Origin of the sequence: Robiginitalea aurantiaca, from assembly GCF_030380815.1 — a bacterium.
GTDB classification, from domain to species: domain Bacteria; phylum Bacteroidota; class Bacteroidia; order Flavobacteriales; family Flavobacteriaceae; genus Robiginitalea; species Robiginitalea aurantiaca.
On sequence record NZ_JAUDUY010000006.1, the window covers coordinates 95,171 to 121,054 of the forward strand.

Below are 25,884 nucleotides of genomic sequence, written 5' to 3' on the forward strand. Positions count from 1 at the left end.
AACTTCCGCAGTTTACCTACTGCATTAGTCATACCGGGTAGTTTTTTTGATATCTTTAAAGGGAAATTAAACTACCAACCCTATGATCAAAAGAACCTTTATTTTAGCAATCTTTTTCCTTTTCGCCTTCTCGAATGGCACTGTCTACGCCCAGAAACTCAAAGGGAATAAAAAAGCTGTTGCCGAATCGATTGCCAAACATGAACAAGAATTAATCGCCATAAGTGATTCTGTCTGGGCTTTGGCCGAAACGGCTTTCGAGGAAACCGGCTCTTCCAGAATCCTCTCCGATTACGCTGAGAAAAATGGTTTTAAAGTCGAACGTGGTGTTGCCGGAATCCCTACGGCCTTTGTAGCGACCTATGGGAGCGGAAAACCCGTGATCAGTATCCTTGGGGAATACGACGCCCTTCCGGGAATCTCTCAAAAGGCGCAGCCCGAGAAGGAACCCCTTAACGCAGGTGCCGCCGGACATGGTTGTGGACACAACCTGTTCGGGACGGCGAGCCTGGCTGCCGCGATTTCAATAAAAGAGCTTATAGAGGAAGGAAAACTGTCCGGTACGGTGAAGTTCCTTGGAACTCCTGCCGAAGAGAAGTTTTTTGGCAAGATCTGGATGGTCCGTGATGGACTTTGGGACGATGTGGATGTAAACATAAGCTGGCATCCCGGCGCACAGACTGAAGCCGATGTCCAAAGCACCCTGGCCCTGGTGGATTTCAAAGTGGAGTTTTTCGGCCAGGCGGCTCACGCCTCGGCAGATCCCTGGAATGGCAGAAGCGCTTCAGATGCTCTGGAACTTTACACTACAGGAATTAATTACTACAGGGAGCATATAAAACCTACGGTTCGGGTACATTACCACATTCAGGATGGCGGACAAGTTGTAAATGTGGTTCCGGATTATTCCAAGATCTGGGTCCGGGTTCGGGATACCAAACGAAGCGGGATGACTCCGGTGTACGAGCGCATAAAGGAAATGGCTGAGGGTGCGGCTATTATGGCCGACGTAGATTATAAAATTTCGCTTATTTCCGGGATTTATGAAGTACTCGTAAACCGCTCCGGAGGAGAGATCATGCAGAAAAACCTTGAAATACTCGGTCCGATCTCCTATACGGAATCGGAAACGGAATTCGGAAAAAAAATACAGGAAGCCACAGGCAAACCACAAGTAGGTATGGACAGTGCCATACTTCCCTTAAAAGAAACAGCGGAGCATCCCGGCGGTGGTTCCACAGATGTAGGTGATGTTAGCTGGAATGTAGCCAACATCAACCTGGGGGTTACCGTTGCCCCTAAAGATACCCCTTGGCATTCATGGGCCGTAGTGGCCTGCGGAGGTATGAGCATTGGTCACAAGGGAATGCTCTATGCAGCAAAAGCTATGGGAATGACCATGGTTGACCTGTTTGAAAATGAATCCCTTGTGGAGAAGGTAAAAGCTGAATTCGTGGAGCGAAAAGGAAATACGGTTTACAAACCGATGATTCCTGAAGGACCGCCTCCAATTGAAATTGAGGACTAATGAAATTGGACTACGACCTGATCGACAATGCGGATAAACGCCAGTATGAATTCCATGTTGGGTCGGAAAGGCCACGTTTGGAGTACATACGGGCAAAAGATAAAATCTATTTAACGCATACGGAGGTCCCTCATACGCTATCTGGTATGGGCATAGGCTCTGCGCTTATCGGCGCCGCCCTGCGGGATATCAAACGACAGGGATTGACCCTGATCCCACTCTGCCCTTTTGTTGCCCTCTACCTCAAGCGCAACCCGGAATGGAAGGAGCTCGTCTTAAAAGGAATCAATATCGCCTGAATGAATAAAAAAGAAATTACAAAACACTACGATAAGGATGGGTTCAGCGTGATCTGGAAACCCGCCAAATGCATCCACTCCGAGATCTGCGTCAAAATGCTGCCAGAGGTATATCGCCCGGACGAAAAACCCTGGATTCGCCCCGAGGCCGCAACGATTGACGATTTAAAGGATCAAATCGGTAAGTGTCCGTCAGGTGCCCTGACCTACCGTGAAAAGGATAATGATCAGGACAGGGACTCCACGGCTGAAGCAGTAGAAATTAACGTGCTTGCCGGAGGCCCCTTACTGGTCAGTGGCAGTGTAAAGATCAGGGTCGCAGACCAGATCACCCAAACAGATGGCGGGAATGTTTCGCTTTGCCGATGTGGTGCTTCTGATAAAAAACCCTACTGCGATGGTTCTCATAAGAAACTGGATTTTGATTAGTGCCTCTCGAATACCCATGACAATGCTGAAGCTATTTTTACGCCCGGGAACAGGATGCTTGCTGTTCTTTATTTTAGTAACGACTACGGTACGACTCGGGGCTCAGGAATTTGAATTTACCTATGATCATTTTGCCCTCGAAGTCGAGGACCTGAAATCGGTCGGAGACTATTATGCAGAGGCCCTTCAGCTAAAGGAAATCCCGCACCCTTCAGAGCCTGAGGGATTCAGGTGGTTTGTAATTCAGGGGAATACCCAGCTGCATCTGATTCGTAAGGAATCTGTGCCAGAGCAGGACCGCAAAAGCGAACACCTTTGCCTGTCTACGACAGATCTGCAGGCATTTATAGCCCATTTGGACAAACTCCGGATACCCTATTGGGACTGGCCTGGGACGAAAGGGGCAGTAACCCTGCGCGCAGATGGGGTTCGACAGATTTATCTGAAGGATCCTGAAAACAATTGGATCGAAATCAACAACGCACCTCATTGAGACTGTAAACAAAACCCCTATGAAAACTGATTCCATAGCGATTTTCCCCCTGGGTTTTCCCTGGGAAACCGAGGACCCATTTCTTTTTTGCGTTCACCATCTGGATCATTACCCTAAAGGAAATTCGGACATGGGCCCCGATGCCTCCCTTTCCGGCAGGCCCCTTGGTAATGACTTCGTGATCAAGGATGGCTGGCGGATGTATCACGGGACGACTATCCCGGGGTTTCCCTCCCACCCGCACAGGGGGTTTGAGACCATTACCATCGTTACAAAAGGGTATTGCGACCACTCTGATTCACTTGGGGCCTCAGCCCGGTTTGGAAATGGAGATGTACAGTGGATGACCGCGGGTCGGGGTGTACAGCATTCCGAGATGTTTCCTTTGTTGCGGGAGGATGCCCCAAATACACTGGAACTCTTTCAGATCTGGTTAAATCTTCCAGCGGCAAAGAAAATGGCAGAACCCCATTTTAAAATGCTTTGGAACAAGGACATTCCACAAATTTCCGATTCGGGATGGGAGCTTCGGCTTATATCGGGTCTTTTTTCCGGAAAACAAGGACCGGAGGCACCACCGGATTCCTGGGCCGCCGATCCGGATAACGGTGTCCTTATCGCCCTGGTAAGCCTGGAGCCCGGAGCTGTGTTTGAGATACCTGCCGCATCAAAAGACAGTAAACGGCGAATCTTTATGTTAGAGGGCGGAGAAATCGACCTGGGCGGTCAGACCCTGCAAACCGGATTGGGGGCAAAACTTCCAGCCTCATCCCTTACGCTAAAGAACGGCGCAGGGAATGCTCGTTTTTTATGGCTGGAAGGAAAACCGATTTCGGAACCCGTAGCAAAATACGGGCCTTTTGTCATGAATGATTCAGACGAAATCCAGCGGGCGATGAACGAATACCAGTTAACCCGATTTGGAGGCTGGCCCTGGCCTTATCCGGACAATGTACACCCCAGGGAGAAAGGCCGATTTGCGCAATATCCCGATGGGAAAATCATCGAACCCTAGATCTATTTTTTACCCGACCCCGGTGCCTTACGCCAAAAGAATGTAAATACAGCCTGTAGGAACCAGAGCCCCACAGGGAGGAGGGCCAGGGCATAATTCAGTGTCCAGTATACCTTAGAAGCCCTCTGGCTTCCACGGAAGGCTTCCTTATTTTCAAAATTTCCTGCGAAATTCCCTGATAGCAAAAACATCACAGGTCCCCATAGCAAGGACAGCAATAGGGTAAAGAGAAATAATTTTCGAAGTACTAAAAGTAAGGGGTGCTCCGGATGGGCGAGTCCTTTGGAGCTCATGAAAAAGAATACTGACAAACCAATATACCCCACCCAGGTCAGAAGGGTTCCAAATGGCAAATAAGGTTGGTCCAATAATGGGATTAACAGGACCTGAGGGAAAAACAACAGTGATAAGAGCGCAAGAGCAGCGCATATCCCTGAAACCCATTGAATCCTTGACTTTTTCACCTACAGATCTGTTGTGAGTGTTTCAGACAGATTACATCAGACTCGGGTAATATGTGCCCCAATGGCCCTTAATCGGGTATCGATCTCCTCATACCCCCGGTCGATCTGCTCGATGTTGTGTATGGTGGATGTTCCTTTGGCCGAAAGTGCTGCAATCAGCAGAGAAACCCCTGCGCGTATATCCGGAGATACCATGGTGGTTGCCTTCAGGGTAGATTTAAAATCGTGTCCGATTACTGTGGCACGGTGCGGATCACACAGAATAATCTTCGCCCCCATGTCCAGCAATTTATCCACGAAAAACAGGCGGCTTTCAAACATCTTTTGATGAATGAGAACCTCTCCCCTGGCCTGTGTGGCAATCACCAGGATGATACTTAATAAATCCGGCGTAAGTCCCGGCCAAGGCGCATCTGCAATGGTAAGGATTGAGCCGTCTATAAAATTCTGTATTTCGTATCCCTTTTTATGGGCGGGGATGAAAATATCATCTCCTTTTTTCTTTAGGGTAATTCCCAGTTTCCCAAAAACGGATGGAATCAGCCCGAGATTTTCCCAACCTACGTTTTTAATGGTCAGTTCGCTCTGTGTCATGGCGGCCAATCCAACCCAACTCCCGATTTCGATCATATCGGGCAACATCCGATGCGTAGTACCCCCAAGAGATTCAACCCCTTCAATTGTAAGGAGGTTGGATCCGATACCGGAAATACGAGCGCCCATCTTATTGAGCATTTTACAAAGCTGCTGCAGATAAGGTTCACAGGCAGCATTATATATGGTTGTAGTCCCTTCAGCAAGAACGGATGCCATAACAATATTGGCCGTCCCCGTAACAGATGCCTCATCGAGGAGCATATAAGTGCCCTTGAGACGCCTGGCCTCAACACCGAAAAAATGTTCTTCCCGATTGTACCGGAATTTTGCCCCCAGTTTTACAAATCCTTCAAAATGGGTGTCAAGTCGCCGACGTCCTATTTTGTCTCCGCCTGGTTTGGGGATAAACCCCTGCCCAAAACGCGCGAGCATTGGACCGACCAGCATAATGGAGCCTCTGAGGCCGCGTCCGTCTTTTTTGAACGTCTCAGATTGTAAATAATCCACGTTCACGTCGTCCGCCTTAAAGGTGTAGGACCCCTTTCCTTTTTTCTGAATCTTAACCCCTAAGTCTTCGAGAATTCCGATGAGTTTATTGACATCGAGAATATCCGGAATGTTCTGTATTGTAACTGTTTCGGGTGTCAGTAATACTGCACAAAGAATTTGCAGGGCTTCATTTTTTGCTCCCTGAGGGGTTATTTCCCCATGGAGTTGGTGCCCTCCTTCAATGATAAATGTTCCCATGAATTAGTACCGTTTTTTACCACGAACGGTTCGCTGGCCCTTTTTATTGGATGAAGTACTCCGATTTGAACGCACAGTGCGTTGTCTGAGGAAGTGACCACTATCTGTAAGATTCTCTCCGTCCGAGGCAAGATCGATCTCGCCGTTGCTCAATTCGTAGAGGTGATTGAAAATCGCCTTGTCGTCTACCATATCCTTATTCCAGTTCAGGTAACACTTCTTCATATGGTTGGCGATGGCATATTCGAGACCCGAGCGTTTATCGCCCTTTTCCCATTGAACTGCCTGATCGATCATACGTTTGATGTTATTCCCGTAAAACCGATATTTCGGATGGTTCTGAGGATATTCCAGGGCATCAGGTCGCTGTTGCAGGAGTTCTTTACTCGGAATCGGATAGGGCGATTCCACGTCCAGTTTAAAGTCGGACATGATAAATAACTGGTCCCATAATTTGTGCTGAAAGTCCGGGACGTCTCTAAGATGCGGTTGCATATTTCCCATATGGCTGATTATCGCCTTGGAAACGCGGTTTCGCTCTTCCCGGTCTTCGATGGTCAAGGCATGATCGACCATTTTCTGAAAATGTCGTCCGTATTCCGGAATGTGTAAATGAGGACGTTCGGTATTGTACTCGAGGTTTTCTACTGTATTCAAATGTGAAGTATAGGTGGGTTAACTAAATAAGATGGGAGCTGCTCCCGGTGTGCAAATTACCAAAATTAAACGAAATGGCCATATTAAAGGGAAATCACCCCTTCCACTTTGCCTACTTCGATGTATTTTTCAATGACTTTATCCGGGTTTTCCAGGTGTACCGTAATGGACAGGCTGGTGTATTTTCCATTTTTGGATTTGCGGGTTTCGATTACTGCGCCCGTATTGTCAAAAATAGCTTCAATCCTGTCCGTCTTATCTGAATCTGAAGGCACGATAAACTTGTAGAGGTAAGTGGAAGGCCATTCGGTTCCATTCTGTAATTCTTCTTTTAGGCGGCCGTAAAACGCTTCAGATTCCTGATCCATCTTTTTTTTACAAATATAAAAGAATCTTGCAAGCTTATTCCCAGGGAAACCAAAACGGTTTCAACCTATCTGAATATACAATCGAATCATGAGGTTTTCCGGACTCTTTTGTTTCGGGTGTCCAAAAAGTTCATCTTGAATGAGCGCTTTGGATTCCGTACTTTTGCCTGAACAGACCGGAGAACATTGCTATGGCCAAAAAAACGGTGATTACGGGAGGGCCCGGGACCGGTAAAACAGCTCTGATAGAGGAGCTTGAACGCCGGGGTCACTATTGTTTTCATGAATTTATTCGGGAGATGACCCTGGATGCCAAAAAAAAGGAGGTTCAGGCGCTAACCAATCCACTTACTTTTGTAGAGGACCCTCTTACCTTCAACCGGATGCTGCTTCAGGCCAGGATAGGCCAGTTCGAAGATGCTATCAAATTGCAGCTTACTCCTGTATTTTTCGATAGGGGAATTCCGGATGTATTGGCCTATATGGACTATTTTGGACAGGCCTACGACTCAGAGTTTACCGGTCCGTGTAATGAGTACAAGTACGACACCGTAATTGTACTTCCCCCCTGGAAAGCCATTTACAGGCGCGATAATGAACGTATGGAAAGTTTTGAAGAGGCCTGTGAAATCCACGATTGTCTGGAGCGTACCTACCGAAGCTTTGGTTACGACGTGAAATCCATACAATTCGGGACCATAGAAGACCGGGTAAACCAGGTCCTGGAGATATTAGCACGAAACGATGAAAAAGACTCCGGAAGAAGTTCTTAAGGCTCATTGGGGCTACGATGGCTTCAGAGGTTCCCAGGCACGGATTATCCAGGCGGTACTCGATGGCTCAGACGTTCTGGCCCTGATGCCGACAGGTGGCGGTAAATCGCTCTGCTACCAGATTCCGGCATTGGTAAATCCCGGGGTTTGCATTGTGATCTCCCCCCTGCTGGCGCTTATGGAGGATCAGGTGGCGGATTTGAAGAATCGGGGGATCCGCGCCCTGAGCCTCTCGGGAAAACTAAAACCGGACGATCTGGGTCGCCTGTTGGACAATGTGCTTTACGGCAAATACGATCTGCTGTATTTATCACCTGAGCGGTTGCAACAGGAACTTGTGCTCAGCAGGTTGAAGGAACTTTCAGTTTGCTTAATTGCAGTGGATGAGTCGCATTGCATTTCGCAATGGGGTTTTGACTTCAGGCCTGCCTATCTGAAATGTGCTGTCCTGCGCGATTTACACCCCAATATTCCAGTAATGGCCTTAACGGCAACGGCGACGCCTAAGGTCCTGGAAGATGTGGAAACGCTGCTGGAGCTTAAAAATCCAGTTGTATTTAAAGACTCGGTCCACCGCCCCAATCTCATATACTCCGTCCAGAAAACTGAGGATAAAAACTACCGCATGCAGCAACTCCTGAAGAACCATCAGGGAAGTGCTATAGTTTACACAAATTCGAGACGTTCCACTGTCGTTTTATCCGAACACCTGAAACAACAGGGGTTTTCGGCAGCTTCATTTCACGGTGGCTTGCCTGCTGATGTGAAAAGTGATCGCCTTAAACAATGGCAATCGGGTAAACAAAAAATTATGGTTGCCACCAATGCATTTGGGATGGGAATCGACAAATCGGATGTGCGGCTTGTCATCCACTATAACGTCCCGGAAACCCTTGAACATTATTTTCAGGAAGCCGGAAGGGCGGGCAGGGACGGTCAAAGGGCTTATGCCCACGTGCTCCTGGGACCGGATGATATCTCAAGAGCCAGAAACCAATTCCTCGGCAATCTTCCTTCAGTTGCGGACGTCTTAAAAACGTATCAGAAGCTCAATAGTTATTTGAACATACCCTACGGAGAGCGGATTGAAACATCTTTCCCATTCCACCTGGCCGATTTCTGCCAAACTTATAAACTCCCTATAAATCTTACCTATAATGCCATGGAAATCCTGGACCGGCAGGGAATCCTCTCACTCAGCCAGGAATTCTGGAAACGAACCCGAGTCCGTATAACCACGCGTAAGTCAGAGCTATGGGAGTATTTTGGCAGGCATCCTGAAATGAAAGAGACGCTTCAGGTTTTGCTTCGGACCTACGGGGGGTTATTCGATTTTGAAACCCTTATAAATACACGCCTGATTTCTCAAAAACTCGGGACCTCTGAAAGGCAGATCAGCGATCGTTTAGATCGCATGCATAAAGACGGGATTCTCGAACTCCATCAGGCACAGGGGGATATCCTTTTAAGATTCCTGGTCCCCAGAGAAGATGAAAAGACAATTTACCCATTTTCCGAACAGATCAAAACCCGACGGAAGATCAAGGAGGAGAAAGTCGCGCAAATGGCAGCCTATTTAAAAAACGAAAGGAAATGCCGCAGTATGCAATTACTGTCCTATTTCGGAGAAACTCAAAAAAACCCATGTGGATCATGTGATGTTTGCCTGAGCCAGAAACCATTGGATTCCTCCGACCTGCAGGCAATTGAAAAAAATATCCTGATGTCTTTAAGGGAAGGCCCCAAAACCTCCAGGGAGCTCCTGGAAAACTGGGCGCACCCCGAAGGCCAAACCCTGGAATGCCTGCAGATCCTTCTCCACAAGGGTATGCTAATTCTCGGATCAGAAAACCAGTACATCTTATCATGAAAAACACCCTTAGAATTGCATTTATGGGCACTCCCGATTTCGCTGTTGCGTCCCTGGAAGCCCTGCTTGAAAATGGCTATCCCGTAGTTGTCGTCGTAACAGCCCCGGACCGCCCTGCCGGTCGGGGTCGGACTTTAAAGGCTTCCCCTGTAAAAGAATGCGCCGAGAAATATGGGATTCCGGTACTGCAGCCGGAACGGTTAAAAGATCCGGAGTTTGTGGGTCAATTGGAAGCATTAGATGTAAATCTTCAGGTCGTTGTCGCCTTTAGGATGCTTCCGGAGGTGGTATGGGCACAACCCGCCTTTGGCACATTCAACCTCCACGCCTCCCTCCTTCCCGATTTCAGGGGTGCCGCCCCCATTCATTGGGCAGTCGTCAATGGAGAAACAGAAACCGGGGTCACCACATTTTTTATCGATGCTGAAATAGATACAGGACAAATTATACTGCAGGAAAAAACGCCCATACGACCTGATGAAACTACAGGGGAACTCTATGAGAGGCTTATGCAAATGGGAGCCCGTCTTGTGTTGGAAACCGTAAGGATGATCGAAGCCGGACCTGTAAAAACCCGAACACAAAAACATCTTCAAACACCAAAAAAAGCGCCCAAACTAACTAACGAAAACACCCAACTGGACTGGGACACCCCCACACAAAAAGTCCATGATAAAATTCGCGGCCTATGTCCCTTTCCCGGGGCATGGACCCATTTTGAGAACAATGGCACTGTGGAACGGGTTAAAATCTTTCGCAGTACAACGGATGATCTGAACGATGAAGCCCCGTCCGGCAGTATTGTAAAACGCGAAAACCGCCTTTTGGCGCGAACTGCAGATGGCTGGCTTGAAGTACTGGAAATGCAATTGCCGGGTAAGCGACGGATGCCGGTTAAAGACATCCTGAATGGTCTGGAAATCCAAAAAAGTGCACGATTTCTGTGAGGCCCCATTTTATAGGGCTTCCCAAAAGTGGTTCATATTTTTCATGTTTATCAACAATGCTCCGAAGTTATCAACAAAAACGGGGATTTCCCCCGGTTTTACTTGTCTGGCCGCTAAATCCGTATAAATTTGTCAGCGCTTTGTAATATGTATAACAACTCTTAATTATTTTAAATTATGAACAAGACAGAATTAATCGATGCTATGGCAGCAGACGCTGGCATCACCAAAGCTGCGGCTAAAAAGGCACTGGAATCTTTCCTAGGAAACGTTGAAGGATCCCTTAAAAAAGGTAATCGTGTTTCTCTGGTAGGATTCGGATCTTGGTCCGTTTCTAAAAGGAATGCGCGTGAAGGTCGTAACCCTTCAACCGGAAAAACCATCCAAATCCCAGCAAAAATGGTTGTAAAATTTAAAGCTGGATCTGATTTGAGTGACGCTGTAAATTAATTCAGCTTACCTTATCTAAAATATTAAAGCACCCTTCGGGGTGCTTTTTTTGTTAATTAGGCGATTTATTCTATTTTTAGTTGAGCAACACCCGAGACCATGGTTGGTTTAAAACCAAAAAAAGGAAAACTTCTAATTGCAGAACCTTCGCTTACGGGGGATGTCTCCTTCAACCGTTCGGTTGTACTCTTGGCCGAACACAATGGTGAGGGTTCAGTGGGGTTTATTCTGAATAAACCGCTCAACTACAGTATGAACGAATTGGTAACGGAAATTGAAGTGCCCTTTCCGGTTTTTAACGGCGGGCCCGTAGAACAGGACAACCTGTATTTTATTCACAAGGTTCCTGATCTTATTCCGCAATCTGTTGAAATTTCTGATGGAATCTATTGGGGTGGGGATTTTGACATCACCGTTTCTTTGGTCAATACAGGACAAATCAGTCAGAACGAAATCAGGTTCTTCCTGGGGTATTCAGGTTGGGCCTCCCTTCAGCTCGACCAGGAGTTAAGTTCCAAATCCTGGATTGTAGTAGCCAACAACTACGAGAGCAACATTATTAAAGAGCCGGCTCAGACTTTCTGGCGGGAGAAAATGAGAGAGTTGGGAGGACAGTACTTACTCTGGTCCAATGCTCCTGAAAACCCCAGCCTTAATTAGTCGGCACTGCGAACAAATTCATTGATCATTTTTGAAGTAAACAAGGCTGCCTCAAGGGTGTATTGCGCTTTTCTGTATTGTCCTATAGCCGTTATACCTGTTGAAATATCGGTCATGAATAGTTCATCGGCCTGTTGTAGTTCAAAGGGGGATATATCGGCTTCCGTCAGCTGATAAGGTGTATTCTCCCATGACTGCTTCAGCAAGAACTTGCGCAGTATCCCATCCGGACACCCATTGGATAAAGGGGGCGTTTTGATCTCAGTCCCTTTTCGATAGAAGAGATTTCCATGCAGCCCAAGCGCGATTTCCTTCCTGTGATTCAGGATCAGACACGTGCCGTAACCATTTTCCCGGGCGAAAATCGATGCGAGTACCAGTGGAAGTTTGCTGTTGTGTGGGAGTCGGGAGAGCCCATCTGCCTGAACATAGTAATCCTTAAACAGATCGGCTTTGAGGCCAGGAGTTTTTAAAGTGTATTCCGCTTTTGAAAGCGGCGCAACATCTATTATAAAGGAAACCAACAAAGTATCCGGAAGCAACCCTGTTCCTTCTGCCCGGAAAACGGTGACGGAGATCTCATTGGGATCCCCCGCCCTTCCCGAGGCTTCGATCGTCTTTAGAATTTCTTCCTCCAGGTGTTCGAGGGTGAACTCCATGGGTATTTCCATCCGGAGCTGGCGCATTGACGCCATCAACCTGAAGTAATGCTCCTCCCAAAAGAGCAATGTACGGCCGGTATAACGTATCCGCTCAGATAAGGCGTCCCCAAATTGAAGGCCGCGGTTTTTATGATTGAGAAAGTGACTCGAATCCGGAAGGAGATCCCCATTGAAATTGACCATGAATTAGCCTTTAAATAAAACGGGGCAAAGATACAATACTTATAGCGTGAAGGACTATTTGGAACCGATTACCTGCTTGAGATCTGATACTTGATTATCCCACAGCATTTTGGCCTCCTCTACCTCATCTTCATCGGCAAAATCAATAATAAAAAGTGAGACGTCTTTGGTAATCTCATCTACAATAATGCGCATTTCAAAAAAGCAGTCTTCCTCGTTGTTTTCCCATGAAAAACGCACGAATTCATCTGTTTTACGCTTGAGTAATCGGGCTACCTCCTCAGATCCATCCCAGATAAAGGTAAAGAGTTCGCCTCTGGAATTCACATTATCAGCAAACCATTCCGAAAGTCCGGAAGGGGTGGCGAGATATTGAAAAAGGAGTTGGGGTGAAGATTGAATTACAAACTCCAATTCATACTTGATTTTCTCGCTCATTTGGGGTCTCCTTTTTGTCTTCGGACAATATATAGATTTCTAAAAGATAAAAAAATAATTCCCTAAAACTTTTTAAAGGATCAATTTTGAAGAGGAAGAAATTAAGAGTTATATTTGCCCCCGTTTAACGCGTAAATGGCGAGGTAGCTCAGGTGGTTAGAGCGCAGGATTCATAACCCTGAGGTCGGGAGTTCAAGTCTCCCTCTCGCTACACCAAAACCCCCTTCTATGGGGGTTTTTTATGCTCGGTCATTATCTCCTGAAGATCCTGTAGCCATCTCATGCCTGCACCTTTCAAATGGAATTTATCACGCGAACTGCGAAATCCGAATACCAGAATACTTTGCCTGTCCCCAAATTTTTATCGCTTGATAATCAAATTATTACTATCTTAACAGGGATGGATGTCGGATTGTTCTCCGACTATCTGCTGGGCGCTTCGTCATGCATTTTTAAAATTTACGCTCATGTGGATTGCCACGATTGTATTTCCAACAATCGTTTTTAATATCAGGAACCACAGCCAACTCCTCCCGATTTAGTGCAAAGATGAAACGTAGAAACTTTTTGGTGTATTCCGCTCTGGGAATCACTTCGGTAGCATTACCGATATGGTACTACAATAAAGATTCATCCGGTTATCATGAACTGGTCATCGAGCCGGAATTCCTCTCCCATATCATGGATGGACAATCCATTGATGAAATTGGATCCCACTACCTTGAGCTAAACCCTGGAGAATCATCGGAAACCGAATTGATTTCGCTGCTGCCAGAGGCAGATGCGACCACAGGGGATGGTATCATACAGAAGATAAGACAAGAGATTGTCGCCAATTATACCAGTGGAGACACCATCTGTATCGATGGATGGGTACTTTCAAGGACGGAAGCGCGACAATGTGCGCTTTATTCGCTAAACCATAAAACATAGCACGTGCATACAGATGCCAGAAAACTACCAAACCAATCCGTTATAACGGGGGATATATGTATTGTTGGGGCTGGTGCTGCGGGCATTAGTATTGCCCTGGACTGGATGAACAGCGACTATAATGTAGTCCTTCTGGAAGGAGGTGGGTTCGATTACGACGATAAGGTACAGGAGTTATACAATGGAAAGACCTCAGGTCAGAAATACTTTCCGCTTAAATCAGCCCGATTACACTATTTCGGCGGGACTACCGGGCATTGGGCCGGCATGTGTTCCCCCATGGATGACCTCGATTTTAAAATAAGGGAGTGGGTTCCAAACAGCGGTTGGCCTATATCCAAAAAGGATCTGGATCCATATTATGCAAAGGCACAAGAAACCCTGCAATTAGGGCCCTATAAATACGATTACGAATACTGGGACAAAGAACTCCCCGATCTGAATCCCTTCCCATTTAAAAAAGAAGTCGTTTGGAACAAGATGTGGCAATTCAGTGTTGCCCATTTCGGAAAGGAATATAAAAATCCCATCGTAAAGTCCGGGCAAATACATCTCTACACCTATGCCAATGCCATTGACCTCAGGCTGGATAGCACTAAAAAGCACATCACTGAAATTGAGGTAGCCAATCACTCCGGCAAGAGGCATATCGTAAAAGCGAAGCATTTTATCATGGCCTGCGGTACCATCCAAAATACGAGAATGCTCCTCGCGTCCAATACGCAAATGCCACAGGGCATTGGAAATCAGAACGATCTGGTCGGCAGATATTTTCAGGAGCACCTGGAGGTGGCGTCTGCAGAATTATGGCTACCCAAAAACTTCCCAACTAACTTGTATTCCTGGACGTACGGGGAGACCAAAGCCAGTGCGGAACTGGCTATTACCGAGCGCACTCAAAGGGAACATAAAATGCTTAATGGAACCGCCTCCCTGGAACCGCTCCGCATCGCTAAACACGCCAAACCCCGTATGGAAACCTGGCAGGACAATGATCCCCGAAAGAGCAGTGAAAATATGTTTGCAAACTGGAGGGAAGCCGAAAAATTAGGTAAAAAAGAAACCGGGAATATTGAGCGCGCCTACGCCCTCATTACGCGAATCGAGCAGGCACCAAACCCCAACTCGAGAGTTACCCTGGGAACTGAAAAAGACTCCCTGGGCGTTCCCAGGGCAAATCTGCACTGGGAACTAACACCGCTTGACAAATACAGTGTCCGTAAAATGTATCAGATTTTGGGACAGCAGGCAGGCCTTTCCGAAATCGGAAGGATACGCCTGAATGATTTCCTCAGGGATGAAAATGACCATACCTTCCCGGACTCTACAAATGGAGGCTGGCACCATATGGGAACGACCCGGATGTCAGACGATCCTAAGAAGGGTGTTGTGGATGCCAACTGTAAGGTCCACGGAATATCCAACCTTTTTATCGCAGGAGCCGCTTGCTTCCCGACCTCCGGAGCTCCAAACCCAACGTTAACCCTGACCGCCCTGTCCCTCCGCCTCTCGGATCATGTTAAAGGGTTGGTCTAACGATTCAAGCGGTTAAAAGCGCTGCTCAGAGGCAAGACTTATTACCTTGTCAGCTAAGGATATTTTGACGTAAATTGCTGGTATGAGCAATCGCATAGCTGAACGGGTAGCCGATTTCTTGGGCCGATACCCCCCATTCAACGATCTGACTAAACGTGACCTGAGAAGGCTGTCTGAGGCTGTTGAAATTATTTACAAGGAGAGGGGTACTCGCATTTTTGGAGTGGACGAACCTGCTCATGAATTTTTCTACGTCATTCACCGTGGGGCCGTAGAGCTTCAAAATAAGGACGGAGGGGAGATTATTGATATATGTGATGAAGGGGATTTATTTGGCCTTCGCCCCTTGATGGCCGGGGAGAACTACAAATTAGAGGCTGTTAGTCGGGAAGACAGCATCCTTTATGCCCTTCCAATATCGGAGTTTCGACCCCTGATTCAAACCTATGAGGAGGTAGGGGACTTTGTTATAGCATCTTTTGCCTCGAATACCCGAAACCCATATTCACGGAAAATCTCCAATACGCCAGGTAATGCCCTATCCGGGATGATATCCGGCAGGCATGATACCCCATTTACCGAAATCCTGCCCATTCATCCCCGGAAAGACCTGGTGTATTGCACCCCGAAAACCCCGGCACAGGAAGTGGCCGCCATGATGACTGAAAATAACGTGGGTTCCGTTATCGTCCTGAACAACAACCTTCCTCAAGGAATTATCACCGACAAAGATCTTCGCAATAAAATTGTTACCGGAGCCCACCCTATATCAGCTCCTGCCGCGGAGATTATGACCAGCCCGGTAGTTACGTATCCGGCCAGGATGACCATTACACAGGCACAACTCGCCATGATGAAAAATGGCATCGGGCATTTATGCCTGACAGAGGATGGAACCACGGAAAGCCCTGTGGTCGGTATCATCTCAAAATACGATCTGATGCTCGCCCTTGGCAATAGCCCGGAAGTACTGCTGAGGGCCATTAAACGTACGCGAAAAGTTAAGCGCTTAAAACCTATCCGCAGTCGCATCGCCATTCTGCTAAAAGGATATTTGGAGAACAACATCCCCATGTCCATTACGATGAAAATGATTTCTGAGCTTAACGATGCCTGTATTAAAAGGATCCTGGAGCTCAGTCTCCGAAAACAGGGTAAACCACCTGTCCCCTTTGCCTGGCTGGCCATGGGGAGCCAGGGAAGAGGTGAACAACTCCTGCAAACAGATCAGGATAATGCCCTGGTCTATGAGGATGTTTCACGAGCGGATTCAGAAATGGTTTCAGCCTACTTTCTCCAATTGGCAAAACGCGTGAACGAAGGCCTCAAAACGATCGGGTACGAATATTGCCCAGCAGATATGATGGCCTCTAATCCCAATTGGTGTAAGCCACTCAGCGCGTGGAAAGAAACAATCAGCAGCTGGATTCACAATCCGGGAAAGGAAGAAGTCCTGCTCTCCTCTATCTTCTTTGACTTTAACTATACTTTCGGGAGCCGAAACCTCGTAACTGAATTATCCAATCACATTTTCAGCAATACGGATAAATATCCGATGTTCTATTACCATCTCGCGAGTGGAGCCCTCCAAAACCCTTCCCCTACCGGCTTTTTCCGTCAATTCCTCGTAGAACAGGACGGCAAACACAAGGATTTTTTTGATCTGAAGCGCCGTGTTCTTATGCCCTTTACAGATGCTGCCAGGGTACTTATTCTCTCCCATCAGGTCCGCTATATAAATAATACGGCAGAACGCTTTGAAAAACTGGCGGAACTCGAGTCCAATAATCGCGATTTTTTTCTCTCCTGTTCCTATGCCACCAAGGCACTGTTGAAATTCAGAACCAAACAGGGTATGCTACACAACGATTCAGGGCGGTTTATTGCCCTGGATACACTGAACAAGGAAGAAAAGATAAAACTAAAACGCACTTTTAAAATCCTGAAGGAACTCCAGGAACTTGTTGCAGTCAGGTTTAAGGTCTCAAATCGGATTGTATGATATTAGGTAAATCATTTGATTTAAGACGGGTTTTTGCAGGGTCGGGCCGGGTTAGCGATACGCCTGTTACGGATGTGAGCTTCGCAGTTATTGATTCGGAGACCACGGGACTCGACCCGCTACAGGACCGCATCCTTAGTCTGGGTGGCTTGAAGATTAAGGACAATCGAATAAAAGTCAGCGAAACCCTTGAGCTTTTTTTAGCCCAGGACCATTTTGACGCCAGATCCGTTCCCATTCATGGGATTATGAGGGAAGGTCCCAATAAACGAATTTCGGAGAAAGAAGCCCTGGTTCAACTTAGAGACTATGTAGGGGATGCCATTTTGGTAGGCCACCATATTGGCTTTGACCTCGAAATGATTCGAAGGGCGCAACAACGTCATCAATTGCCTTATTTCACGAATATTGCCCTGGATACCGGACTGCTCTACAGGAAAACCCTCTTAAAAAGTCCGTTAGTTCCCAAAAAACAGCATTATTCACTGGATGAACTGGCCGAGAAGTACAATATCTCCTGCAAGGACAGGCATACAGCCCTGGGAGATGCGTACATAACGGCACTGGCGTTCCTGCAAATCCTGAGTCAGTTACAGGAAAAAAGGGACCTCACCCTCAAGGCTTTGATACGGATGGGTACTTGAATCAAATTCGATTCTGAAGATACTGAGCGACGTTTTCCCCAATTCGATTCTGGATATCTGAAATATCCGCCCTTCTGAAGGGTTCACCCAGAATATGCTCGTACAACTCGATATACCGTTCCGAAACCGAAGCGACGTAAGCATCGGTCATTTCCGGGAGTTTTTGCCCTTCCAGGCCCTGGAATCCTTTGGATATCAACCACTGCCTGACGAATTCCTTTGAAAGTTGCTTTTGGGGCAACCCCTTATTCTGCCGCTCCTGGTAGCCTTCGGAGTAGAAATACCTGGATGAATCCGGGGTGTGGATTTCATCGATAAGCATAATACGACCATCGGGTGCCCGGCCAAATTCGTATTTGGTATCCACAAGAATAAGGCCTTTTTCAGCGGCAATTTCAGTCCCTCTTTGAAAGAGCTTTCGGGTATAAGATTCCATCAGGGTATAATCCGACTCAGAGATCAGGCCGCGCTCCAGAATTGCATCACGCGATATGTCTTCATCGTGATCCCCCTTTTCCGCTTTCGTGGCAGGTGTTATCAAAGGTTCCGGAAACCTGTCGTTTTCACGCATGCCATCGGGCATCTCAACCCCACACAGGGTTCGTTTCCCTTTGGCATACTCCCGAGCCGCATGCCCTGCAAGGTAACCTCGAATGACCATTTCGACCTTAAACGGTTCACATCGCACTCCTACTGTTACATTTGGGTCCGGGACGGCTTCTATCCAATTGGGTACGATATCTGCAGTGGCCTGTATCATCCGCGAAGCAATCTGATTGAGGATCTGGCCTTTGTACGGGATCCCTTTCGGCAATACCACATCAAAAGCAGAGAGCCGATCTGTGGCCACGACAACCAAGAGGTCATTCTCAAGAAAATACACCTCCCGCACCTTGCCTTTATACACCTCCTGTTGTCCGGGGAAACTAAAATCTGTATTGGTAATCGTCTGACTCATAATTAGTTCTGGTGTTCGATCGTCTTGTAGGCATCAATGACCTTTTTTACGAGCTTATGCCTGATGACATCCTTGTCATCAAGGTGAATGATTTGAATACCGCGAACATTTTTAAGGATTAAAAGCGCCTCCTTAAGGCCCGAAATCACCCGCCTTGGCAAATCGATCTGGCCGGGATCACCGGTTAGCAGAAATTTGGCGTTTTTACCCATCCGGGTTAAAAACATCTTCATCTGGGCATGCGTGGTATTCTGGGCTTCATCCAGGATTACAAATGCGTGATCCAGGGTCCTGCCCCGCATAAATGCCATAGGCGCGATTTGTATCGTACCGTCCTCGATATATTTGACAAGTCGTTCCGCCGGAATCATATCCCTTAAAGCATCGTAGAGGGGTTGCATATAGGGATCGAGTTTTTCTTTGAGGTCCCCGGGTAGGAATCCGAGATTCTCCCCCGCCTCTACTGCAGGGCGCGTTAGAATGATCCTTTTCACCTCTTTATTCTTAAGCGCTCGCACAGCTAAAGCCACCCCCGTGTATGTTTTACCCGTTCCGGCCGGACCTATCGCAAAGACCATATCGTTTTTCCCCATGGCGTCCACAAGGCGTCGCTGATTTACCGTCTGAGCTTTCACCAAACGGCCATTTACCCCGTGTACCAAAACATTACTGCTGGTTTCAGAGGAGGCGTAGTCCTCTTTGCCATTGCTGCTAAGGATGCGCTCTATTCCGTTTTCGTCCAGTTTATTGTAGCGTGAAAAATGCTCGGTGAGCATTTGAAAGCGCTTTTCGAAGTCCTCCAGGGAGGAAGGGTCTCCGTATACCTTGATTTTACTTCCCCTGGCGACAATTTTGAGTTGCGGATAGGATTTTTTTATCAGATCAATGTTTGCATTTCGATCCCCGAAAAAATCTCTGGGGTTAATGTCGGTAAGTTCGAGAATGAGTTCGTTCAAAAAGAAAAGGGTGTTTATAAGTGCCGTGGATATAAGCGTTTGCTACGCGTTTTTTTACTTAATTTTGCTAAACAAACTTACGTAAAATTCAAGTTGAAGCCTCAAAAAAATATCAACAGCCACGGATGCCAATCATCACCCTGACTACAGATTTTGGCCTTAAAGATCATTTTGTTGGCGCAATCAAAGGGCATATATATAGCGAGCTCCCTGAGGCGACCGTTGTTGATATTTCACATCAGGTAAGTCCATTTGACATACAGGAATGTGCTTATCTTCTCAAAAATGCCTACAAAGCTTTTCCGGATGGGAGTATCCATATTGTCGGTGTGGATTCCGAAAAAACTGCGGAGAACACCCACCTGGCCATTAAGGTTGACCAACACTTTTTCATCACCGCAGATAACGGGGTGATCAGTCTGATCACAGAAGAGATTAGCCCCGAAAAAGTTGTTGAAATTCAATTGCCAAATGCCATTAGCAGTGCCTTTCCCGTGCTGGATGTTTTCGTAAAAGTGGCCTGTCACCTGGCACGGGGGGGTACCCTGGAGGTGATCGGGAAGCCATTTTCGAACATCCGGTCCATCCGGGAAATTACACCCACTGTCACAAATGGGGGAAATACCATATTGGGAAGCGTCCTCTACATCGACAATTATGGCAATGTAGTGACCAATATCAGCAAGAATCTTTTCGAAGCCTATAGAAAGGGCCGAAAATTCACCCTTGAAGCCCGGAATAAAAAACTCACGGAAATACACAAAAAATACAGTGACATTATAAATTTTGACCTTGAGAAATCCCGGAGAAAGGGGGCCGGTGACCTGATGGCCCTTTTTAATTCTTCCGGATATATTGAACTGGCGATTTACAAAAGCAACCCAAACACGGTAGGAGGCGCGGCTACGCTCCTGGGTCTGGATTATCGCGACACTGTTTTGATAAATTTTTCTTAGATGCTGACCCGAATCGTAAAAATGACCTTTGAACCGGAAAATATTCCTAGTTTTGAGCGCCTTTTTAAGGCCTCTGAAAAAGAGATTCGCGCGTTCCCGGGCTGTGTGAATGTGAACCTGCTGCAGGATATCAAAGACCCTTCGGTCTTTTTTACGTACAGCCATTGGGAATCTGAGGCAGCTTTGGAGGCGTACCGAAATTCTGAATTTTTCAAAGGGGTCTGGGGTCAAACCAGAACCCTTTTTTCCGAACGACCAAAGGCGTGGAGCCTTGCGTTGCGCGATTTAAAATAAATGGTGTATGTGGCCTGTTTTTAAAAAAGAGATCAGTTCGTTTTTTACCAGTCCCGTGGGATATTTGGTGATGGGGCTTTTCCTGGTGCTCTCAGGGCTGTTTCTTTGGGTTTTCAAGGGCCCTTTTAATATCCTGGATTACGGATTTGCCGACCTCAGCCTTTTCTTCCTATTGGCTCCTTGGATTTTCCTTCTGCTTATCCCCGCAGTAACGATGCGGTCTTTTTCTGAAGAACAGAAGTTGGGAACCCTTGAATTACTGCAGAGCAAACCACTATCTGCTGCCGCCCTGGTAATGGGGAAATATTTTGGTGCATTTGTACTGGTTTTAATCGCTGTCCTGCCTACAACACTTTATATCGCAACGATCTATGAAATGGGGATAACACCTGGCAACCTGGATACAGGATTAATCTGGGGCTCATACGGAGGGCTTATTTTACTTATGGCTGTATATACAGCTGTTGGGATCTTCTGTTCCTCTCTTACACAAAACCAGATCGTGGCTTTTCTCGGGGCGATCCTCGTTTGTTTCGTGCTCTATTTTGGTTTTGAAAGTGTATCCACCCTTTTCTCGGCTGGAGACTCAGTCCTGAACGTGCAAAACCTGGGAATAAAAGCCCACTATGAACGGATTAGTCTGGGTGTATTGGACAGCAGGGACCTGGTTTATTTTCTATCCCTGACCGCTTTTTTCCTCTTTTTGAGTACCAAACGGCTAAACCGTCTTAAAACATGAAGCAGCGGTCACTTTTCGTTACTGGTATCCTGGGGCTTGCGGTTCTGCTACTGATCAATACAGTTTCGGAATACAGCTTTGTTCGATGGGATCTTACCGAAGATCAAAGGTTTACACTTTCAGAATCCAGTAAAGAGGCAGCAAGCGCCCTTGAAAATGCAGTAACGGTTGAAGTACTTCTGGAGGGGGATCTCCCGGCCGAGTTTGCGCGGCTCAGACAGGAGACCCGCCTGCTTTTGGAGCAGTACGCCCAAATCAACAGCACCATTAAATATACCTTCAGGGACCCGGTAAAGGAGGCGGAGGCAAACCCCGAACTCATTCGGCAACTTCAGGCTATGGGACTGAAGCCCGCAAGCGTTACGGTTGAAGAAAACAACAGGGTCTCCCAGGAAGTGCTTTTCCCCTGGGCACTGGTCACATCTGACGGCCGGACAGAAAAGGTTTCCCTGCTCAGGAATCAATTGGGTGCCGATATGGAAGCCCGTTTCAACAATTCCATCCAGAATCTGGAATACGCTTTTTCAGATGCCTTCACAAAACTTGGGGTAACTGAAAAACAGGAAGTAGCCATCCTGAAGGGTAATGGAGAACTCGAGGATATCTACCTTGCCGATTTTATTACATCCTTACGCGATTATTACAATATAGCACCCTTTACCCTCGACTCCGTCGCCACATCTCCTGAAAAGAGCCTGGGGGCCCTGAAACGTTTTGAAGCCGTAGTCATCGCCAAACCTACGGAAGCCTTCAGCGAAACGGAAAAACTGGTGCTGGATCAGTACATGGTTGCCGGTGGCAAGACCTTATGGCTTTTAGACGCTGTGGGAATATCCCTGGACAGCCTCCTCAATGAGGAAGGCGAGGCGATCGCCCTGCCCATAGATCTGAATTTAAACGACCTCCTGTTCCGCTATGGGGTGCGGTTGAATCCCAATCTGGTCAATGATCTTTATGCCACCCAGATCGTTCTTGCTACCGGGGAAGGTAATGACTCTCAATACGACCCGGTCCCCTGGGTTTATCACCCTATGGTCTTCTCGTCAGGGAACCATCCGATCAATACGAATATTGAAGCGCTCCGGATGCAATTCGCCGGAAGTCTGGATACCCTTGAGAATGACTATGCGAAAACGGTTCTTCTCAGGTCCTCCCCCCTATCGCGGCTAGAGGGCGCCCCAAAGATTATTAGTCTTGAAACAATCCAACAGGCCCCGGATCAGAGTGCCTATGGTCCTGGGGGCAATCCTCTGGCCGTACTGGTCGAAGGGGATTTTATTTCCGCCTATCGCAATCGGGTCAGATCTGTGGATTTTAGCGATTACCAGGATGAGGGCCCGGCAAACAAAGCCATTTTTATCAGCGATGGAGACCTGATTGCCAATCAGGTTAGCAAGGGTCGTCCCCTTGAACTGGGATATGACAAATGGACAAATAACTTCTACGGTAACAAGGATTTTCTGATCAATTCGATGAATTACCTTTTAGCCGATACGGGACTTATAAACATCCGGACAAAACAGGTTTCGGTTCCCCTGCTGGATCCTGAGAAAATTGCAGCAGGCCGAACGCGTTGGCAGCTCCTGAATATCGGAATTCCGCTGGCATTGATCCTTCTCCTGGGTGGATTGGTAAACTGGCTAAGGCGCAGGGCGTACACCTGATTCTTGTTGATAAGTTTGTTTTCCCTCAAACATCATTTGAGATATATTTGTCTTCGGGCCTTTTTGATGGGTCTCTTTTCGTTTTAAAAACGTCAAAAGTCTAACATCCTATGAAATTTATCGTATCCAGCACATACCTCCTCAAACAATTACAGGTTCTCGGCGGGGTAATCAGCAATAGCAATACCCTACCCATACTGGATAACTTCTTGTTTGATCTGAGCAAAGACCGTCTGACGGTATCAGCTTCAGATTTGGAAAGCACCATGAGTTCTGTCCTTGAGGTGGACTCCCAGGATACGGGAACTATAGCCGTTCCGGCGCGTCTCCTTCTGGATACATTGAAGACCTTTCCAGAACAGCCACTTACCTTCATGGTAGAAGATAACAATACGGTGGAAATAAGCTCCAGTCACGGAAAGTATGCCCTGGCTTATGCGGATGGGGCGGAATTCCCCAAGGCCGTTGAATTGTCAGACCCGAGCACAACTTCAATCATGGGGGACATCCTGGCAACAGCGGTCAATAAGACGCTTTTTGCCGCAGGGAACGATGACCTCAGACCGGTGATGAGTGGCGTCTTTTTTCAATTCACCCCGGAACACCTGACGTTTGTCGCCACAGATGCGCACAAACTCGTTAAATACAGACGTTCTGATGTTCAGGCTTCTGAGGTGGCTGAATTTATCATGCCCAAGAAACCGCTTAACCTTCTCAAAGGAATCCTCAGCGGCTCCGAAGAAGAGGTAACGATCTCCTACAACGACAGCAATGCCCGCTTTACCTTTAGCAATTCCGAGTTGATCTGCCGCCTGATAGATGGCAAATACCCGAATTACGAGGCGGTTATCCCAAGGGAAAATCCGAACAGACTCGTCATTCAACGGGGGCAGTTTCTGAGTTCCGTAAGACGTGTTTCCATTTTTTCAAATAAAACCACACATCAGATCCGCCTTAAGATTGCCGGGGCTGAGCTCAACATTTCTGCTGAGGACGTAGATTACAGCAATAAGGCGGAGGAACGCCTGACTTGCTCTTACCAGGGGGATGACCTACAGATCGGGTTTAACTCCCGTTTCCTTGTCGAGATGCTTGGCAACCTGGATTCTGAAGATGTTTCCCTGGAAATGAGCCTTCCGAACCGCGCCGGAATCCTTACCCCTGCCGATGGCCTGGATGAGGGTGAGCAACTGATCATGCTCGTTATGCCGGTCATGCTGAACTCATAATCAACTCTACACTTTCGATTTTTCAGCTCGTTTCTCACGAGCCAATACCCTCCATTTATGTGTCTTATCGACGAAACACTCTCAATGTCGACTTTATATACACTAGTTAGAGTAGCTTGGTAATTTTACTGTAAAGTTTTAAAACCAAATACTTAAACTAAACTCATGATTATGAAGAAATTAATGCTTGTAATCTTACTGGGAGGGTTCCTATTTACCTCCTGTCAGAAAGATGACCTGACCTCTCAGACTGATCTGGAGGCTGTTGAAGGTCGCAGCTCCAATAATGGCCGTAATGGCAACAATGAGAATAATGGGAATAATGGGAATACGGGCCTTTCTGATTTCAATATGGATAATGAGGCCTGTCCTGCAACCAAAGTTGCTGAGCTCTATGCCGGACAGAATACCCTTGTAGGGAAGGTAACCGTAGAAGCTGATAATGGAGAATACATTATCACCTATAGTGTTGATCCGGGATACTGCCTGACAGAAACGCATTTACAGGTCGGAGCTGATGCCAATGCTTTCCCATTAAAGGGAAACGGAAATCTAGCTAACGGTAATTTTGAATATGGGGATGATCCACTGGATTGCGTTTCAAGTGTTACCTACCGTGTACCCAACACGGGATTATTTATCGCTGCCCATGCCGTAGTGAAATGCGTTGACGACTACGGAATTATTGATAACCTACCAGCAACAGCAAGTTTTAGTACTGGGGCAACAGCCTATCCCGGTACTCTGGGAGGTTATTTTGACATTGAAATTTCAGGAGGAACTGCCCTTGATGGAACATACGAAGGATGGTGTGCTAACGTAAAGAAACCACTGGATCCGAATCAGGGCCCCTTTAGCTCATCGGTTTTCTCTACCTACGCAAATCAGGATTACCCCGGTATCAATGAAGACAACTTTGATCTGGTCAACTGGCTGATCAATAATAAAGATGCCTATATCGGAGAGGACAGCCCTACAGGAGGGATTTATAACTTCGGAGATGTTCAGTGGGCGATCTGGAAACTTTTGAACGATGCAGGATGTGTTACGTGTGCCGGATTGGGTGACAAAGCCGACTTGGAGCGTAAAGGAAATGAAATCGCTGCCGATGTGCTTCAAAACCAAGAGGCTGAAGGTTTTGTTCCGGGATGTGATCAGCTTGCTCTGGTTATCCTTATTCCGGATGACACTACCAAGCAGCCGGTCATGATTCCCGTACCAATCGATTGCGAAGCAGGGGATTGTGAAGAAACCGCATGGGCTCGCAATGATTCAAACAGAGATTGTGGAAATTTCCCCGGAGGAAACTGGGCGACATATTTCAAATATGACGATAAATAATAGTCCACGAACCAAATAAGAAAAGCGGCCCTAAGGGCCGCTTTTTTTTTAA

General features: G+C 47.1%; 28 protein-coding genes and 1 tRNA gene. 21 read left to right on the top strand and 8 right to left on the bottom strand.

The window, feature by feature from the left end:
- Positions 1 to 82: 82 nt before the first annotated feature.
- From QU605_RS11980 to QU605_RS12000, 5 genes are read left to right on the top strand one after another with little or no spacing between them, the layout of a single operon-like run.
- Positions 83 to 1,528: an amidohydrolase gene (locus QU605_RS11980; RefSeq protein ID WP_289725559.1), complete on the top strand. Its 1,446-nt coding sequence runs from the start codon at positions 83 to 85 to the stop codon at positions 1,526 to 1,528.
- A complete protein-coding gene (locus tag QU605_RS11985) occupies positions 1,528 to 1,827 on the top strand; it encodes a GNAT family N-acetyltransferase (protein WP_289725560.1) in 300 nt (99 codons plus the stop codon). The genes QU605_RS11980 and QU605_RS11985 overlap by 1 nt, the downstream gene beginning before the upstream one ends.
- Positions 1,828 to 2,256 carry a (4Fe-4S)-binding protein gene (locus tag QU605_RS11990; protein ID WP_289725561.1) on the top strand — a complete coding sequence of 143 codons (429 nt, stop codon included), beginning with the start codon at positions 1,828 to 1,830 and terminating at the stop codon, positions 2,254 to 2,256.
- Positions 2,257 to 2,278: 22 nt separating this feature from the next.
- A complete protein-coding gene (locus tag QU605_RS11995; protein WP_289725562.1) occupies positions 2,279 to 2,749 on the top strand; it encodes a VOC family protein in 471 nt (156 codons plus the stop codon).
- Between the two features lie 19 nt (positions 2,750 to 2,768).
- Positions 2,769 to 3,764 carry a pirin family protein gene (locus QU605_RS12000; protein WP_289725563.1) on the top strand — a complete coding sequence of 332 codons (996 nt, stop codon included), beginning with the start codon at positions 2,769 to 2,771 and terminating at the stop codon, positions 3,762 to 3,764.
- Between the two features lie 2 nt (positions 3,765 to 3,766).
- On the opposite strand, the gene QU605_RS12005 is transcribed toward QU605_RS12000, so the two are convergent.
- The 4 genes from QU605_RS12005 to QU605_RS12020 all read right to left on the bottom strand — a co-directional run bounded on the left by QU605_RS12005 (position 3,767) and on the right by QU605_RS12020 (position 6,597).
- The gene (locus tag QU605_RS12005) at positions 3,767 to 4,057 is read right to left on the bottom strand and encodes a hypothetical protein (RefSeq protein ID WP_289725564.1); all 291 of its coding nucleotides are present in this window, start codon (positions 4,055 to 4,057) and stop codon (positions 3,767 to 3,769) included.
- Between the two features lie 207 nt (positions 4,058 to 4,264).
- The gene (murA, locus tag QU605_RS12010; protein WP_289725565.1) at positions 4,265 to 5,572 is read right to left on the bottom strand and encodes a UDP-N-acetylglucosamine 1-carboxyvinyltransferase; all 1,308 of its coding nucleotides are present in this window, start codon (positions 5,570 to 5,572) and stop codon (positions 4,265 to 4,267) included.
- Positions 5,573 to 5,575: 3 nt separating this feature from the next.
- Positions 5,576 to 6,229, bottom strand: coding sequence for a DUF4290 domain-containing protein (locus QU605_RS12015; RefSeq protein WP_289725566.1), 654 nt, complete (start codon positions 6,227 to 6,229; stop codon positions 5,576 to 5,578).
- Between the two features lie 83 nt (positions 6,230 to 6,312).
- Positions 6,313 to 6,597, bottom strand: coding sequence for a DUF493 family protein (locus tag QU605_RS12020; protein WP_289725567.1), 285 nt, complete (start codon positions 6,595 to 6,597; stop codon positions 6,313 to 6,315).
- A gap of 191 nt (positions 6,598 to 6,788) precedes the next feature.
- Here QU605_RS12020 and QU605_RS12025 point away from each other — a divergent pair, with 191 nt between their 5' ends.
- From QU605_RS12025 to QU605_RS12045, 5 genes are all read left to right on the top strand, one after another.
- Positions 6,789 to 7,370, top strand: coding sequence for an AAA family ATPase (locus tag QU605_RS12025; protein ID WP_289725568.1), 582 nt, complete (start codon positions 6,789 to 6,791; stop codon positions 7,368 to 7,370).
- Positions 7,342 to 9,240 (top strand): RecQ family ATP-dependent DNA helicase, encoded by a 1,899-nt coding sequence (locus tag QU605_RS12030; RefSeq protein ID WP_289725569.1) that lies wholly within the window; start codon positions 7,342 to 7,344, stop codon positions 9,238 to 9,240. The genes QU605_RS12025 and QU605_RS12030 overlap by 29 nt, the downstream gene beginning before the upstream one ends.
- Entirely contained in the window at positions 9,237 to 10,187 is a 951-nt protein-coding gene (gene fmt / locus QU605_RS12035) for a methionyl-tRNA formyltransferase (protein WP_289725570.1), read from the top strand. The genes QU605_RS12030 and fmt overlap by 4 nt, the downstream gene beginning before the upstream one ends.
- 177 nt (positions 10,188 to 10,364) lie before the next feature.
- On the top strand, positions 10,365 to 10,637 hold the full coding sequence (locus QU605_RS12040; protein ID WP_289725571.1) for an HU family DNA-binding protein: 273 nt from the start codon (positions 10,365 to 10,367) through the stop codon (positions 10,635 to 10,637).
- 99 nt (positions 10,638 to 10,736) lie between these two features.
- Positions 10,737 to 11,297, top strand: coding sequence for a YqgE/AlgH family protein (locus tag QU605_RS12045; RefSeq protein ID WP_289725572.1), 561 nt, complete (start codon positions 10,737 to 10,739; stop codon positions 11,295 to 11,297).
- Here QU605_RS12045 and QU605_RS12050 read toward each other — a convergent pair.
- Together QU605_RS12050 and QU605_RS12055 are read right to left on the bottom strand one after the other, a co-directional pair.
- Complete coding sequence (locus QU605_RS12050) at positions 11,294 to 12,142, bottom strand: aminotransferase class IV (RefSeq protein WP_289725573.1); 849 nt, start codon at positions 12,140 to 12,142, stop codon at positions 11,294 to 11,296. The genes QU605_RS12045 and QU605_RS12050 overlap by 4 nt on opposite strands.
- Before the next feature lie 54 nt (positions 12,143 to 12,196).
- Positions 12,197 to 12,580: an START-like domain-containing protein gene (locus QU605_RS12055; protein WP_289725574.1), complete on the bottom strand. Its 384-nt coding sequence runs from the start codon at positions 12,578 to 12,580 to the stop codon at positions 12,197 to 12,199.
- Between the two features lie 137 nt (positions 12,581 to 12,717).
- Between QU605_RS12055 and QU605_RS12060 the strand changes: the two genes are divergently transcribed.
- From QU605_RS12060 to QU605_RS12080, 5 genes are all read left to right on the top strand, one after another.
- Positions 12,718 to 12,791, top strand: a tRNA-Met gene (locus QU605_RS12060).
- Positions 12,792 to 13,129: 338 nt separating this feature from the next.
- Positions 13,130 to 13,513 carry a hypothetical protein gene (locus QU605_RS12065; protein WP_289725575.1) on the top strand — a complete coding sequence of 128 codons (384 nt, stop codon included), beginning with the start codon at positions 13,130 to 13,132 and terminating at the stop codon, positions 13,511 to 13,513.
- Positions 13,514 to 13,516: 3 nt separating this feature from the next.
- A complete protein-coding gene (locus tag QU605_RS12070) occupies positions 13,517 to 15,049 on the top strand; it encodes a GMC oxidoreductase (RefSeq protein WP_289725576.1) in 1,533 nt (510 codons plus the stop codon).
- 82 nt (positions 15,050 to 15,131) lie between these two features.
- Positions 15,132 to 17,051 (top strand): DUF294 nucleotidyltransferase-like domain-containing protein, encoded by a 1,920-nt coding sequence (locus QU605_RS12075; protein ID WP_289725577.1) that lies wholly within the window; start codon positions 15,132 to 15,134, stop codon positions 17,049 to 17,051.
- Positions 17,048 to 17,695: a 3'-5' exonuclease gene (locus QU605_RS12080; protein ID WP_289725578.1), complete on the top strand. Its 648-nt coding sequence runs from the start codon at positions 17,048 to 17,050 to the stop codon at positions 17,693 to 17,695. Before QU605_RS12075 ends, QU605_RS12080 begins: the two co-directional genes overlap by 4 nt.
- 1 nt (position 17,696) lies before the next feature.
- Here the strand turns inward: QU605_RS12080 and QU605_RS12085 are convergent, their stop codons facing one another.
- Both QU605_RS12085 and QU605_RS12090 read right to left on the bottom strand, forming a co-directional pair.
- Complete coding sequence (locus tag QU605_RS12085) at positions 17,697 to 18,653, bottom strand: phosphoribosylaminoimidazolesuccinocarboxamide synthase (protein WP_289725579.1); 957 nt, start codon at positions 18,651 to 18,653, stop codon at positions 17,697 to 17,699.
- 2 nt (positions 18,654 to 18,655) lie between these two features.
- On the bottom strand, positions 18,656 to 19,609 hold the full coding sequence (locus QU605_RS12090; RefSeq protein WP_289725580.1) for a PhoH family protein: 954 nt from the start codon (positions 19,607 to 19,609) through the stop codon (positions 18,656 to 18,658).
- 125 nt (positions 19,610 to 19,734) lie between these two features.
- Here QU605_RS12090 and QU605_RS12095 point away from each other — a divergent pair, with 125 nt between their 5' ends.
- The 6 genes from QU605_RS12095 (at position 19,735) to QU605_RS12120 (ending at position 25,832) form a co-directional block, all read left to right on the top strand.
- Positions 19,735 to 20,565 carry an SAM hydrolase/SAM-dependent halogenase family protein gene (locus tag QU605_RS12095; RefSeq protein WP_289725581.1) on the top strand — a complete coding sequence of 277 codons (831 nt, stop codon included), beginning with the start codon at positions 19,735 to 19,737 and terminating at the stop codon, positions 20,563 to 20,565.
- Positions 20,566 to 20,859, top strand: a complete 294-nt coding sequence (locus tag QU605_RS12100; protein ID WP_289725582.1) for a putative quinol monooxygenase — start codon at positions 20,566 to 20,568, stop codon at positions 20,857 to 20,859.
- Positions 20,860 to 20,866: 7 nt separating this feature from the next.
- On the top strand, positions 20,867 to 21,598 hold the full coding sequence (gene gldF, locus QU605_RS12105) for a gliding motility-associated ABC transporter permease subunit GldF (protein ID WP_289725583.1): 732 nt from the start codon (positions 20,867 to 20,869) through the stop codon (positions 21,596 to 21,598).
- Positions 21,595 to 23,262: a gliding motility-associated ABC transporter substrate-binding protein GldG gene (gene gldG, locus QU605_RS12110; protein ID WP_289725584.1), complete on the top strand. Its 1,668-nt coding sequence runs from the start codon at positions 21,595 to 21,597 to the stop codon at positions 23,260 to 23,262. The genes gldF and gldG overlap by 4 nt, the downstream gene beginning before the upstream one ends.
- Before the next feature lie 110 nt (positions 23,263 to 23,372).
- Positions 23,373 to 24,491 (top strand): DNA polymerase III subunit beta, encoded by a 1,119-nt coding sequence (gene dnaN, locus QU605_RS12115; RefSeq protein ID WP_289725585.1) that lies wholly within the window; start codon positions 23,373 to 23,375, stop codon positions 24,489 to 24,491.
- A gap of 171 nt (positions 24,492 to 24,662) precedes the next feature.
- Positions 24,663 to 25,832, top strand: a complete 1,170-nt coding sequence (locus tag QU605_RS12120) for a hypothetical protein (protein WP_289725586.1) — start codon at positions 24,663 to 24,665, stop codon at positions 25,830 to 25,832.
- Positions 25,833 to 25,884: the final 52 nt, after the last annotated feature.